This is a genomic window from Nocardioides renjunii (genome assembly GCF_034661175.1).
GTDB classification, from domain to species: Bacteria; Actinomycetota; Actinomycetes; order Propionibacteriales; family Nocardioidaceae; genus Nocardioides; species Nocardioides renjunii.
Map to the genome: position 1 here is coordinate 3,364,947 of NZ_CP141058.1, position 12,926 is coordinate 3,377,872.

Genomic DNA, 12,926 nt, shown 5'->3' on the forward strand with positions numbered 1-12,926 from the left:
TTGCACCGGTGGTCCACCGGACCGCTGTGCGGCCCTCCAACTCCCCCGCACGCACTCCTCGACCACGACCAACGGTGGTCTGCCGATGTCCCGATGTGCGTCGGGGGCGACCCGCAGGCGGCACTCTGGCTCCCATGAGCAGGACGACACTCGCCTTGCGGGTCTCGCTCGTCGGAGGCTGCGCCATGACGTTGCTGTCGTGCAGTCGGCGGGCGTCGCACTCGTCAGGGCCTTGCTGGCATGAGCCGTCGGCACCCGGGGTGGTGACCTCCGAGGACGCCGGGACATGTCGCCGACACGTCGGTGAACGGTGTCAGCCAGCTGCGTCAGGCGGTGAGCTCAGTTCCAGCACCGATCCGCTGTCCGCGCTTCCACTTCCCTGTGCTCGATCACCCCAGGAGCGCTGCGAGGTCCGCGACGGTGCGGCCCTCGAGGGTCGGCCAGGTGGCGAAGGCGCCGGCTGCGGGCAGCACCGCATCGTTCGGTACCGCGATCGTCGCGGCGCCCGACGCCAGTGCCGACGCGAGCCCGTTGGGTGAGTCCTCGACCGCCACGCACTGCTCGATGCGTACGCCGAGCAGCTCGGCCGCTCGGAGGTACGGCTCGGGCGAGGGCTTGGTCTGGGCGACGTCCTCGGACCCGACGACCACACTGATCGCGCCGTCCGGCGCGGCATCCGCGACCAGTGTCGCCATCTCGTGGGAGGAGGTGGTGGCGATGGCACACGGGATCCCCTGGCGCCGCAACGCCGCGAGCAGCTCACGCACGCCCGGGCGCCACGGCACGGTCTCGCGCAGCGAGTCGATGACCGCGCGTTCCAGCGTCGCGACCAGCTCAGCCGACTCCAGCTCGACGCCCACGGCCTGCATCGCCACCGCGGTGTCGTGCATGTCCGCACCCACCAGCGCCAGCCCCTGCTCGGTCGACCACGTTCCGCCGTGCTGCTCCGCCAGGACGAACTGCTGCGCGATCCAGATCGGCTCGCTGTCGATGAGCGTGCCGTCCATGTCCCACAGAACGGCCGCGAGGGTGCTGGTCACGGGCGCAGTATGCCCGCTGCCGACGACCGACCCGGGCGTTGCCGTCTGCTCCGCGCATGAAGCTCGTTCTCTGACGACGCGAGCAGAGGAAGGCAACGGGGTGCACCCGCGATCCACCCAGGCGGATGCCCGACTTCCGACGGATCCGGATGCCCCAGCAGACAGCGATTGACGCGTCGCACCTCAGGGTGTGTATTGGATGGGGCCGGATCGGCGGCCCGATGCCAGGGAGCAGACGATGACTGCAGCGACGTACCTCGACGGCAACTTCGCGCCGGTGGCCACCGAGGTGACTGCGGCGGATCTCGAGGTCACGGGCGCCGTCCCGCCGGGCCTGGCGGGCAGGTACATCCGCACCGGACCCAACCCGTTCGCAGCCGAGGCCGACACGTACCACTGGTTCGCGGGCGACGGGATGGTGCACGGCGTGGACCTGCACGGCGGGCGGCCCCGCTGGTACCGCAACCGCTGGGTGCGCAGCCCCGAGGCCAGCGCGCACCTCGGTGGGTCCCCCGTGCCCCGCGCGGACGGCGGGTGGTACCCCGGCTCGGGCAACACCAACGTCTTCGCCCACGCCGGCCGGATCCTGGCCGTGACCGAGGGGTCGCTGCCCTACGAGCTGACGGGCGACCTCGACACGGTCGCCACGCGCAACTTCGGCGGCCCCCTTCCCGGTGGCATCAACGCCCACCCCAAGTTCGACCCGAGCACCGGCGAGATGCACGTGATGAGCTACGGCTTCGACAGCCCCGCGTTGCGCTACCACGTGGTCGACCCCTCCGGGGAGCTCGTCAGCACGGTCGACATCGACCTCCCCGCCCCGGTCATGCTCCACGACATGGGCCTGACAGCGTCCCGGGTCGTGCTCTTCGACCTGCCTGTCGTCTTCGACCTGGAGCTTGCCCTGCAGGGGGTCTCCCTGCCCTTCCGATGGCGACCCGACAACGGCGCCCGGGTCGGCGTCCTGCCCCGCGCCGGCACCGCGTCCGACGTCGTGTGGATCGACGTCGAGCCGTGCTTCGTCTACCACCCCCTCAACGCCTTCGACGCCGGCGACCAGGTGATCATCGACCTGGTGGTGCACGACCACGCCTTCGCCGAGGACGGAGAGCCCCTGTCCGACCGCCCGCGCCTGGAGCGCTGGACGATCGACCCGCAGGCACGCAAGGTCCTCACCGAGACGATCGACGACCGCGGCACGGAGTTCCCCCGCGGGGACGAACGTCTCACCGGCCTCCGCCACCGCTACGGCTACACGATCGGTGCGTCCTCGGTGCGCGACCTCGGCGCCCTCGGCGACGACCCCCGGACAGCTGTCCGCAAGCACGACCTCGTCGGCGGCACCAACGTCGAGATGGATCTGGGCCCCGGCCGCATCGCCAGCGAGATGGTGTTCGTCCCGGCCGACAGCGCGGCTGGCGAGGACGACGGGTGGCTCATGGGCTACGTGTACGACGCCGCGCGCGGCGCCAGCGACCTGGTGATCATCGACGCCCACGACTTCGGGCATCCGGTGGCGGCGGTCCACCTGCCGGTGCGGGTGCCGCAGGGGTTCCACGGGAACTGGATCCCCGACTCCGCCCTCGCCTGACCGACGAGGGTCCGGGGACGCCGTGGGCGTCGACCACCCGGTGGCGAACGGCTTGGGCAGGCAGTCGTCGGCGCCGGACCGTCACGGCGTCATGCTCACCACCCCCGCGGACGGCGCTCGAGCCGGCGCCTACCACGGCCTCCTGCGCGCCTGGGCGGTCGACGACGACTGGTTCCCGGCCGAGTGGGTGCGGCTGGCGGAACTCACGGACTACGACGGGCTGGTCAACGTCGTGGTGTTGCGACCGCGTGACTCCTGACTCGTTCGAGCATTGGACTCGCGGGTCCCGGGTACGCACGGGCAGGCCATGAAGTAGTCCGGACTGCCTCAGCGGCTTAGGCCCCGGTGCTGTAGAAGCCGGGCACCGGGGCCGCCACCTCATCGAACGAGCAGGAGGCGGCTTCTCAGTCGAGGTCCAGCAGCTTGCGGGTGCGCGCTATCTCCTCGGCGACGTCGATGAGCTTGCGGTTGGCGTGTGAGGAGGCACGCCGCAGGTAGTCGAACGCCTGGTCGGCGGTGATGTCGAGGCGTTCCATCAGGATGCCCTCGGCCCGGCCGATCGTGATCCTGCTCAGCAGCGCGATCCCGAGATGGTCGATCTCGCGCTCCGCGGTCATGACGACGGCGAGGTGGCCGGCGAGGGCGTGCGCCACTGCGACGTCGTCGACGTCGAAGCGCTGTCCCTGCTTGGCGTAGAGGCTCAGTGCGCCGTAGGACCGCTTGTCCTTGAAGATGAGCACCGAGATCATCGACTCGACGCCCAGCTCCTCGTACGCGCGCGGCGCCCATTGTGTCCAGCGGCGCTCCTGCGACAGGTCGGGGCTCACGAATGTGTCCTGGTCGCGGTCCAGCTCGATACATGGGCCTTCGCCCAACTCGTGCTGGAGCTCGTTGGCCCGTCGGACGACACCGTCCGTGCTGACTCTCGTGATGATCTGCCCGTGCTTGTCGTTGAGCGTGATGCCCGCGTGGTCACACCGGGTCACGAGTGTCACCGCCGACTCGATGGCGAGCTGGAGGCGAGCAGTCTCGTCGGGTGCATTGCTGAGCGCACGCGTCAGCTCTGAGAACTCACCGATCAATTGTTTCGCCTCGCTTGCCAAGGACTCGGTCCGGTCCCCGGCGACCCGAGGCCTTGGAACAGTAGTTCGTCGCGCCTGACGGGGCTACACCCAACCGTGTGTCAGCGCACGCGAGACGCTGCGGAGGCTGTTCGACAAGGCGGCTCAGGGCGGGCATGGCGCTGACGACGACGCGCATGCCAGCCCACAGGCCCGTCGGGCATCGCAGACGCCCCAAGAGCCCCGCTCGCCTACCCCGAGAAGGCGGGCGGGGCGTCGGGCCGGTTGAGAAGCGGCTAGCTCTTCGCCCGGCGAGGTGCGCGGAGCAGCTGCGCTGCCAGGTGGGTGGCCGTGGCGGCGAACATGCCCACGACGTGACCGAGAGAGCGCACGTACATCGAGCTCAACGGTCGTCGCGGTGGACGGCGTCGTCGTAGAAGTCGCGGCTACCGGACTTCGCCAACCCCCGGCTGATCATGTAGCCGATGGTCAGGAGAGTGACGTAGAACCATGCTTCTTGGGGGCCGAAGTCGCTCGCGTCGGTCAGCGCAGCGGCGATCAGGACGGCCAGGGCTACCACGACGTAAGCGACGAGCTCGGTGGTCTTGTACGAAGACTTGGTCTCCGTGCTGATTCGGCGTCCCGTGGTGTGGTCGGACGTGGTGTTGGTGTTACTGGACATGATGCGTCCTTGCGTCTCGTAGAAAGCGGTCTCGAGGTCTAGGAGGACGCTGGCACCCGTGCGGTGCAGCACTCCTGTACCCGCTTCCGAGATCGCGATTCGCACGTCGGAGCAGTCAAAGGCCAAAGGCCACGCCTCGACGTCGTCCTGTTGATCCGGCACTGGCTGACTCATCTGGTCATCATGCTCCGGCTCGCGAGTGATGGCAGCGGCTGTACGCCCCGCGGCCAGCAGTGCGCCGCGGGCGCCTCAGAGAGCTCGTCGGCCCAGAGGCCGGCACGGTCTCACGGCAGGACGGCGGCCGCTCGGGCGTGCTGGATGAGCAGCTCGTACCTCAGGTCGCGGTCGACGACGCGACTTGCTGTGACGCTCAGCTTGATGCCGTGGTCCCGGGCATAGCGGCGGAGGACTGCGAAGGCGTCGTCCATGCTGAGGTCCCCGGCGTAGGCGATGACGCCCTTGGCCTGCTCGACGGTGATGCGGCTGGTGAGTGCCTTTTGGAGCTGCGAGTTCACGGTTGCCCGGTCGGTGGCGGATCGGTCGTTGACGATCGCGACAGAAGCGACGTGGAGCAGGGCCTGAGCGAGCGCAAGGTCGTCGGCGTCGAGCGCGCCGGGCTGGTCTCCGAAGAGTCCGAGGGCACCGAGGACGTTGCCGGTGAGCCGCATGGGAAGCGCATGGACTGACCTGAAGCCGGCCCGGCCTGCGGCGGCGCTGAACTGGGGCCAGCGTTCCTCAGCTTCCGCCAGGTCGGGGACCAGCACCCGTTGCCCGTCATGGAAGCAGTCCAAGCAGGGCCCCTCGTCACGTTGGAGCTGGAACATCTCCAAGTGATGCATCCGGTCGGAGGTCGAGGCAGCCAGGTGCAGGACTCCTCGTCCGTCGGCCAGCAGGAGGCCTGCGGCGGAGATGTCGAGGAGCTCGGCGCAGTAGTCGGTGAGCTGGGCGAGCACGTCGACGACGTCGTAGTCGTCGACCAGCTCGTTGGACATTGCCACGAAGGCATGGATGACTTCTCGTTCTCGGCCCTCAGTCATTGGACGGCCTCTCCCGCACGACGCGCGTGTCCTTGTCCAGCATGAGCCTGCGTTCGACGATGGCGCCGGCCACCTGGCTTGCGGTCTGCCCGGTTGCGATGGCATGGGCTCGAAGACGCACCAAGGCCTCGGCAGCGTCGACGTCGAGCGCGGCCACGAGCATCCCGGTCGCCTGGTAGACCTCGACCCGTTCCAGCTCTGCCTGGTGATCCGGACCAGCCAGCATGTTCGTGACGACGGCCTCCTCGTCAGTGTTCATACCCACGCCCTCTGCGATCAGATCGAGGAGCGGCGCCGAGGCGAGCTCTGCGGTCAGCATCGCCCCGGCCAGGGCGTCGCCTTCCAGTGGCCCCGGCTCCGCGCGGAAGAGGTCGAGAGCGCCGACGCACACGGACGCGACCACGATGGGTAGGGCGAACACGCTCCGGATGCCGTCATTGAGCAGCGCTCCTCGCACGAGAGGCCATCGCTGTTCACGCGGAGCGTCGAGGTTCGGAACGAGCACGGCCTCTCGCGTGGCCACCGCGTCCAGACACGGTCCCTCGCCGAAGGTGAACTGATATTCGTCCAGGCGGCGACTCGCTTCGCTGCTGGCGCCGAACGTCCCAGTCGATGCCCCCTTGTAGACCATCGACAACGCGACTCCGTCGACTCCGACCAACCCGACGCAGGTGGCGCACAACTCGTCGGCCGTCGCGAGACCGGGTCGGCTGCTGGACACCGCGGCGTTCAGCTGAGCCCTCATCGCGTCCACGGAAGCAGTCACCCGTTCCTCCCCTCAAGACGCGATCGCGCCGGCCTGATCACGAATGACCTCAGCGTAGACCGGATGGCGCGACACCAGTCCCAGGCGCTGGTCGAGCGACGTGGGCGCATCCGACATCACGCGATCGTGGGAATCGCCCTGGCACAGCTGTCGCGGGTTCACGCGGAGGGGCTGCGGCACCGCCCGTGGGCGTCAAGCGATCTTCCTGGTCTCGACGATGTCCTTCGCGATGCGCACGAGCTTGCGGTTCTCGTCCATCGACCGCCGGCGCAAGTACGAGAAGGCAGATTCGGCGTCGGTGTCGAGCCGGATCATCAGGATGCCTGTGGCCTGCCCGATGAGTTCTCGACTCGCGATGGCTGTGTGGAGCTGCCGGTTCGTCTCAGCGAGCTCGGCTCCCGACGGACCGACACCAGAACGATCGGCGGGCGCCGGTGGATCGTGCGCATGGTCTTGAGGAGAAGGGGGCTCGTACGTGGCGCTGGTCATAGAAGATCCCGGTCTGTGCGCGATGCAGGTGGCACGCGCTACCGGGACTGGGGCAGCGTCACGTGTGAGGCAACGCTTCGAGGCTAGACCCGCTAGGCACTCAGGGCAATGCTCATCAGCCCCTCACCTCAAGTCGCGAAGGCTTTCGCGCGGGTCAGGGGCGTTGGTCACCCGGCCACGCCGGTCGAAGCCGGACGAGGGTCTCGACCGTGGTGCCCGCCTTCGCCAACCGTGACGACATCGGCGTGCTGCTGCAGGCTGCACTGGCGCACGCGCAGCTCGAGTCGATCCACCCCTTCACCGACGGCACCGGCCACGCAGCCATCAACCGCCTCCACGACTCGGGCGTGATCCGACCACTCACCACGCGCGCCCGCAACCAGGCCCGCGTCGCCTCGGCCCAGCCCCACTGCCTCGTCCCTGAGTGGATCTACAAGCGCTCGCCTACGACCGCACCGATCTACCTCGTGGAGCGACCAGATCTGCCGATGTGCGCGTTCAGTCAGATCCAGCTGCCGCGCGAGCCGGGCCGAGGCCCAGGGGCGCGGTCGAAAGGTGCCTTGAGGGCGTCCAGGGTGAGACCCGCGAGAAGCACTACGACCAGGCCGCCGACCATAGTCGCCAGCACGGGAGGCAAGCTGCGCGTCGCCAGGGCGACGACGGCGCAAGAAGTGAAGAGGGCAACGGCGGCAACTGCACCGAAGACCTTCCACGTCACGCGGCGGACGGCCGTCCGGATGTCACCACGGTGTCCCATGACGTGAGTGTGGCGTACACAGGCCGCAGATGCACGGGCCTTGACATCCAAGCCTGGCCAGATCCCGATCCTGCGGGAAGTGTCCTAGTAGCCGCGATGAGTGCGTCTCTGCGCCGCCCATGCAGTGCATCTCAAGCCGGATCGGAGCGGTACGCGAGCTCGCTGATCGCACATCGGAACTGGCCGTCAGCGCGCGAGCGACGAAGCCCTTGCGGACTCTTCGCGGACTGGGGGGGCGCACCCGCTCTGACCTGCACAAACAGCGATGCGTCAGACGTTGAAGCGGAACTCCACCACGTCGCCGTCGGCCATCACGTAGTCCTTGCCCTCCATGCGCACCCTGCCGGCCTCGCGGGCCTTCAGCATGGAGCCGGCGGACATCAGGTCGTCGAAGGAGACGACCTCGGCCTTGATGAAGCCCTTCTGGAAGTCGGTGTGGATGACGCCGGCCGCCTCGGGGGCCGTGGCGCCCTTCCGGATCGTCCAGGCCCGCGTCTCCTTGGGGCCCGCCGTGAGGTAGGTCTGCAGGCCGAGGGTGTCGAAGCCGACGCGGGCGAGCTGGTCGAGGCCGGACTCGGTGATGCCCATCTCGGCGAGCATCTCGTGCGCCATCTCGTCGTCGTCCATCTCGGCGAGGTCGGCCTCGAACTTGGCGTCGAGGAAGATCGCCTCGGCCGGCGCCACGATCGCGCGCATCCGGTCCTTGAGCGCATCGTCGGCGAGCTCGTCGGCGTCGCAGTTGAAGACGTAGATGAACGGCTTGGCGGTGAGCAGCGACAGCTCGCGCAGGAGCGAGCGGTCGATGTCGGTGGCGGTGATCGGGGTGCCCGACTCCAGCGCCTCCTTGGCGGCCTTCGCCGCCTCGAGGTTGGCGACGAGGTCCTTGACCTTGCGCGACTCCTTCTCGAGCCGGGCGATCGCCTTCTCGACGGTCTCGAGGTCGGCGAAGATCAGCTCGGTCTGGATCGTCGAGATGTCGTTGGCCGGGTTGACCTCGCCGTCGACGTGGGTGACGTCCTCGTCGCGGAAGACGCGGGTGACCTGGCAGATGGCGGCCGACTCGCGGATGTGGGCGAGGAACTTGTTGCCCAGGCCCTCGCCCTGGGAGGCGCCGCGGACGATGCCGGCGATGTCGACGAACTCCACCGTGGCGGGCAGCACCTTCGCCGACTCGAAGACCTCCGCGAGCTGCGGCAGCCGCTCGTCGGGGACGCCCACGACGCCGACGTTCGGCTCGATCGTCGCGAACGGGTAGTTCGCCGCGAGGACGTCGTTCTTGGTCAGTGCGTTGAAGAGGGTCGACTTGCCCGCGTTGGGGAGACCGACGATGCCGATGGTGAGAGCCACGGGCCGGGAGTCTACGGGCGGTCGGCGGTGGCCGACGAAAGCGCGGGAGGGCCCGGCCTGGTCGGCCGGGCCCTCCGTGGGCGTGACGCGTGGACGACGTCGTCCAGACGGCGGTCAGGCGCCGTAGACCGCGCGGATCCCCGACCGGTCGGTGGTGGTCATCGAGAGGTTGCTCGACGAGCCGTTGCACTGCGGGTAGTGCATGATCGACGCCGAGTCGTACGGCGTCAGCGGGCGCCAGTTGTTGTCCTCGAAGCAGGTGCCGGCCTCGGGACGGGTGTGCTCGTGGCGGAACCCGAGGCTGTGGCCGAGCTCGTGGGCCATGATGTTGCCCGGCGTCCAGGAGCCCGAGCTCATCAGCGAGGCCGCGTTGATCAGCACGTTGCGCTGGCTGTCGGGGCTGCTGGGGAAGAAGGCGCGGGCGATGTACTGCGTCGTGGTCGTCGGCTCGACCGAGAAGAGCACCGCGTTGTTGGTGGTGCGGCAGTTGGCGTCGGCCGAGGGGACGTAGGTGAAGTTCACTCCGGATGAGGCGGCCTCCCACTGGGCGGCACCGCTGGCCATCGCGTTGACGATGTTGGTCTTCTGGGTGCCGAAGGTGTTGGACACGCAGTAGGTGAGGTTGCGCGCCTGGGTGGCCGACCACTTGTCGTCGCGGCCGTAGACCCGGTTGATGATGAGCTCGGACGACGGTCCGTCGCCGGCCTGGTACTCGGCGATCATCTCGTCGTAGAAGGCCTGGAGCTCCTTGGTGCTGACGATGGTCTCGTCGCCGTTGACGACGTACTGGCCCGCGACGTCGCGGTAGGTCGAGGCCTGGAACTCGCCGAAGGTGGGGACCCGGTCCCGAGCCGGTGCCGCGGTGGCGGCGGGGGCGAGGGAGAAGGCGAGGGCGGCTGCTGCGGCGGTCGCGGTGGCGGCCCGCAGCATCATGCGGAGTGACATCTGGTTGTCCTTCTGGTGGTCATGGAGTGGGGGGGGTGGCGCCTGCTCACCTCAACCCGACTAGACCACCTGGCGGAAGGCCTCTCCTGGCTCATGTGTGTGCACTGCACGAACCTGCAGAACGTCACCGCGTGACGCATCCTTGCCACCGACTGCATACTTCTGCCGGAGGCGTGCGGTCAGCGCGGGCGCGCGGGGCGCACCTGCAACACTCGGCGGCATGAGTGACGTGGGGGGTGGGCCGGTCCTGCGGGAGCCGGCCAACCGGGTCTCGCCGCAGGCGGTCCCGTTCTGGACGGTGTCGGCGCTGCTCGGCGACGCGGCGGTCGTCATCGCTGCCGCCGCGGCGTACTTCTTCATCCCCGACGTCCCCGGCTGGGTCGGGCTCGTCGTGCTGCTGATCGGTGTGCTCGCGATCGCCCACGTCGTGCTGATGCCGCGCATCCGCTTCCGCGTGCACCGCTGGGAGGTCACCGACACCGCGGTGCACACCCGAGAGGGATGGATCGGACGGACCAGCCGGATCGCGCCGATCAGCCGCGTGCAGACCGTCGACTCCCGCCAGGGCGCCCTCATGCGGCTCTTCGGCCTGTCCTCGATCACCGTCACCACCGCGTCCGCAGCCGGCCCGATCACCGTCGACTGCCTCGACGCCGACACCGCACGCCACGTCGTGGCCCGGCTGACCGCGATCACCGCGGCGAGCGAGGACGACGCGACGTGATCCCCGCCCCCGGCTCCCCCGGCGAGGGCTGGGCCCGGCTGAGCCCGCGCAAGCTCCTCCTCGACCCGGTCAAGGCCGTCGGCCAGGCACTGGTGCCCGTGGTCGTGGCGCTCATCGGCATCAGCCGCAGCGACATGCGCTTCTGGCCGCTCGTCTTCCCCGTCCTCGTCATCGGCCCGATCCTCTTCGGCGCGCTGCCCTGGCTGACCACCCACTACCGGCTCACCGACACCCAGATCCAGGTGCGGCGCGGGCTGCTCAACAAGAACACCTCGACCGCGCCCCTCGACCGCGTGCGCAGCGTCGACCTCGAGGCCTCGCTGCTGCATCGCGTCCTCGGACTGCAGAAGGTGCAGATCGGCACGGGCGTCGACGACGACCGCATCACGCTCGACGCGCTGGCCGCCGCCGACGCCCACGCCCTGCGTACGACGCTGCTGCACCGGCGCACCCAGGCCGAGGTCGCGGTGCCGGCGCCCGGCGCGGAGCCGGCCGGGGCGCCGACGACTCCCCCGGCACCTCCGCCGGCCCCCGCGCCCGTGGTGCTCGCCCGGATCGACTGGTCGTGGCTGCGCTTCGCGCCCTTCAGCCTCAGCCGGCTCGTGCTGCTGGCCGGCGCGGTCGGCGTGGTGTCGCAGTTCGGCGACGACCTGCCGATCTGGAACGAGGAGACGGCCACCTCCGTGTGGGAGTGGGTCACCCAGTTCGCCATCGCCGCGGTCGCGGTCGTCCTCGCCGCAGGCGGCCTCGCGCTGTGGCTCGTGGTGTCGATCTCCGGCTACGTCGTGCAGTGGTGGAGCTTCCTCCTGGTCCGCGAGCACGGCTCGCTGCACCTCACCTCCGGGTTGTTCACCACCCGCTCCATCACCGTGGAGGAGGCCAAGGTCCGCGGGGTCGAGATGACCGAGCCGGTGCTGATGCGGATCGTCGGCGGCGCCGAGCTGTCCACGCTCGCCACCGGCGTCGAGAGCGGTGTCACGCAGGTCCTGCCGCCGTGCCCGCGGGCGGTCGCGGTCGGCGTCGGCGAGGAGGTGCTCGAGCACCGCGGGCCGCTGACCGACGCCCTCACCGAGCACGGACCGCAGGCCCGCCGGCGCGCGTGGTTCCGGCAGCTGCGGCTCGCGCTGGACGTCGTGGTCGTCGCCGCGGTCGCCTGGTGGTTCCTCGACTTCTCGTGGTGGTGGGTCGCGGCCCTGGCCGTCGTCCTGCTCGTGCTGGCCGCGGCGGTGGGCGAGGCGTCGTACCGTCACCTCGGGCACGCGCTCTCCGACGGCCACCTCGTCGCGGGCAGCGGCACGCTCGCCCGCATCCGCACGGTGCTGGAGACCGACGGGATCATCGGGTGGGTCGTCGACCAGTCGTGGTGGCAGCGCCGGATCGGGCTCGCGGACCTCACCGCGACGACGGCCGCCGGGCACGAGCGCGTGCTCGTGCGCGACGTACGCCTGGACGTGGCGGTGGCACTGGCCGACCGGGCGACGCCCGGCCTGCTGACGCCGTTCGTCTCCCGGGCACCGGCCGAGCCCGTCCGGACATGACGAACGCCCCCTCCGCTCGGGACGAAGGGGGCGCTCGCGCCTGAGGGTGACGCTACGCGGTCAGGCCCCGTAGAGGGAGGCCACTCCGGCGCGGTCGGTGGCGGTCATGCTGAGGTTCGCGGACGTCCCGTTGCACTGGGGGTAGTGCATGATCGACGAGGAGTCGTACGGCGTCAGCGGGCGCCAGCTGTTGTCCTCGAAGCAGGTGCCGGCCTCGGGACGGGTGTGCTCGTGGCGGAAGCCCAGCGTGTGACCGAGCTCGTGGCCGATGATGTTGGTCGGCGTCCACGAGCCCGAGGTCCAGATCGAGTCGTCGATGAGCACGTTGCGCGAGCGCTTGGGCGTGCTGGGGAAGAACGCGCGGGCGATGTACTGCGAGGTCTGCACGGGCTCCACGGAGAAGACGACCGACTTGTTGCGGGTGGTGCAGCTCGCGTCCTGCGCCGGGACGTGGATGAAGTCGACGGCCGAGGCGTCCTCCCACAGCTGCGCGCCGCTGGCCATCGCGCTGACGATGTCGGCGTAGCGGGCGCCGAACTTGGTGCTCACGCAGTAGGTCAGGTTGCGCGCCTCGGTGGCCGTCCACCTGTCGTCGACGCCCCCGACGGTGTTGACCACGAGGCCGTTCTCGATGGCCTCCTCCGAGCCCTCGACCATGCGGTCGTAGTAGGCCTTGAGGTCACCGGTGGTCCCGACCGGCTCGTCGCCGTTGACGATGTACTGGCGGTCCGCGTCCTGGTAGGCGGAGGCCTGGTACTCCGAGAACGTCGGGATGTCCGTGTCGGGAGCGGCCAGTGCCGGGGAGGCGAGGGCCGCGCCGAGGAGTGCGGTGGTGCCGAGGGCGATCGCCCCGAGTCGACTGCGCTGCATGCTGGTTCTTCTCTCGTGGAGGGGATGGGCACACTCCGTCCCGGAGAGTCGAGCAGGTGGGCACGAGTTCCCGAGACAG

At 69.6% G+C, this 12,926-nt stretch carries 14 protein-coding genes; 5 read left to right on the top strand and 9 right to left on the bottom strand.

Annotation, left to right across the window (positions count from 1 at the left end; translation table 11 throughout):
* Positions 1-389: 389 nt before the first annotated feature.
* Entirely contained in the window at positions 390-1,040 is a 651-nt protein-coding gene (locus SHK17_RS16100) for an HAD family hydrolase (protein WP_322919954.1), read from the bottom strand.
* A gap of 238 nt (positions 1,041-1,278) precedes the next feature.
* Here SHK17_RS16100 and SHK17_RS16105 point away from each other — a divergent pair, with 238 nt between their 5' ends.
* Positions 1,279-2,631 carry a carotenoid oxygenase family protein gene (locus SHK17_RS16105; protein ID WP_172265810.1) on the top strand — a complete coding sequence of 451 codons (1,353 nt, stop codon included), beginning with the start codon at positions 1,279-1,281 and terminating at the stop codon, positions 2,629-2,631.
* A 91-nt stretch (positions 2,632-2,722) separates the two neighbouring features.
* On the top strand, positions 2,723-2,890 hold the full coding sequence (locus tag SHK17_RS16110) for a hypothetical protein (RefSeq protein WP_322919955.1): 168 nt from the start codon (positions 2,723-2,725) through the stop codon (positions 2,888-2,890).
* A gap of 145 nt (positions 2,891-3,035) precedes the next feature.
* Here the strand turns inward: SHK17_RS16110 and SHK17_RS16115 are convergent, their stop codons facing one another.
* The 5 genes from SHK17_RS16115 to SHK17_RS16135 all read right to left on the bottom strand — a co-directional run bounded on the left by SHK17_RS16115 (position 3,036) and on the right by SHK17_RS16135 (position 6,666).
* The gene (locus SHK17_RS16115) at positions 3,036-3,734 is read right to left on the bottom strand and encodes a GAF and ANTAR domain-containing protein (protein WP_322919956.1); all 699 of its coding nucleotides are present in this window, start codon (positions 3,732-3,734) and stop codon (positions 3,036-3,038) included.
* A gap of 361 nt (positions 3,735-4,095) precedes the next feature.
* Entirely contained in the window at positions 4,096-4,548 is a 453-nt protein-coding gene (locus SHK17_RS16120; protein ID WP_216652020.1) for a hypothetical protein, read from the bottom strand.
* Between the two features lie 110 nt (positions 4,549-4,658).
* A complete protein-coding gene (locus SHK17_RS16125; protein ID WP_322922044.1) occupies positions 4,659-5,366 on the bottom strand; it encodes a GAF and ANTAR domain-containing protein in 708 nt (235 codons plus the stop codon).
* A gap of 37 nt (positions 5,367-5,403) precedes the next feature.
* Entirely contained in the window at positions 5,404-6,156 is a 753-nt protein-coding gene (locus SHK17_RS16130; protein WP_172271146.1) for a GAF and ANTAR domain-containing protein, read from the bottom strand.
* A gap of 213 nt (positions 6,157-6,369) precedes the next feature.
* The gene (locus SHK17_RS16135; protein WP_172265819.1) at positions 6,370-6,666 is read right to left on the bottom strand and encodes an ANTAR domain-containing protein; all 297 of its coding nucleotides are present in this window, start codon (positions 6,664-6,666) and stop codon (positions 6,370-6,372) included.
* A gap of 212 nt (positions 6,667-6,878) precedes the next feature.
* On the opposite strand from SHK17_RS16135, the gene SHK17_RS16140 reads away from it, so the two are divergent.
* The gene (locus SHK17_RS16140) at positions 6,879-7,430 is read left to right on the top strand and encodes a Fic family protein (protein ID WP_322922045.1); all 552 of its coding nucleotides are present in this window, start codon (positions 6,879-6,881) and stop codon (positions 7,428-7,430) included.
* 263 nt (positions 7,431-7,693) lie between these two features.
* Here SHK17_RS16140 and ychF read toward each other — a convergent pair whose 3' ends face one another.
* Both ychF and SHK17_RS16150 read right to left on the bottom strand, forming a co-directional pair.
* Complete coding sequence (gene ychF, locus SHK17_RS16145; protein ID WP_322422952.1) at positions 7,694-8,770, bottom strand: redox-regulated ATPase YchF; 1,077 nt, start codon at positions 8,768-8,770, stop codon at positions 7,694-7,696.
* Positions 8,771-8,884: 114 nt separating this feature from the next.
* Positions 8,885-9,715 carry a M57 family metalloprotease gene (locus SHK17_RS16150; RefSeq protein ID WP_322919957.1) on the bottom strand — a complete coding sequence of 277 codons (831 nt, stop codon included), beginning with the start codon at positions 9,713-9,715 and terminating at the stop codon, positions 8,885-8,887.
* 220 nt (positions 9,716-9,935) lie between these two features.
* Here SHK17_RS16150 and SHK17_RS16155 point away from each other — a divergent pair, with 220 nt between their 5' ends.
* Both SHK17_RS16155 and SHK17_RS16160 read left to right on the top strand, forming a co-directional pair.
* A complete protein-coding gene (locus SHK17_RS16155; RefSeq protein WP_322422954.1) occupies positions 9,936-10,439 on the top strand; it encodes a PH domain-containing protein in 504 nt (167 codons plus the stop codon).
* Positions 10,436-11,977, top strand: coding sequence for a PH domain-containing protein (locus tag SHK17_RS16160; RefSeq protein ID WP_322919958.1), 1,542 nt, complete (start codon positions 10,436-10,438; stop codon positions 11,975-11,977). Before SHK17_RS16155 ends, SHK17_RS16160 begins: the two co-directional genes overlap by 4 nt.
* Positions 11,978-12,037: 60 nt before the next feature.
* Here SHK17_RS16160 and SHK17_RS16165 read toward each other — a convergent pair whose 3' ends face one another.
* Positions 12,038-12,847 carry a M57 family metalloprotease gene (locus SHK17_RS16165; RefSeq protein WP_322919959.1) on the bottom strand — a complete coding sequence of 270 codons (810 nt, stop codon included), beginning with the start codon at positions 12,845-12,847 and terminating at the stop codon, positions 12,038-12,040.
* Positions 12,848-12,926: the final 79 nt, after the last annotated feature.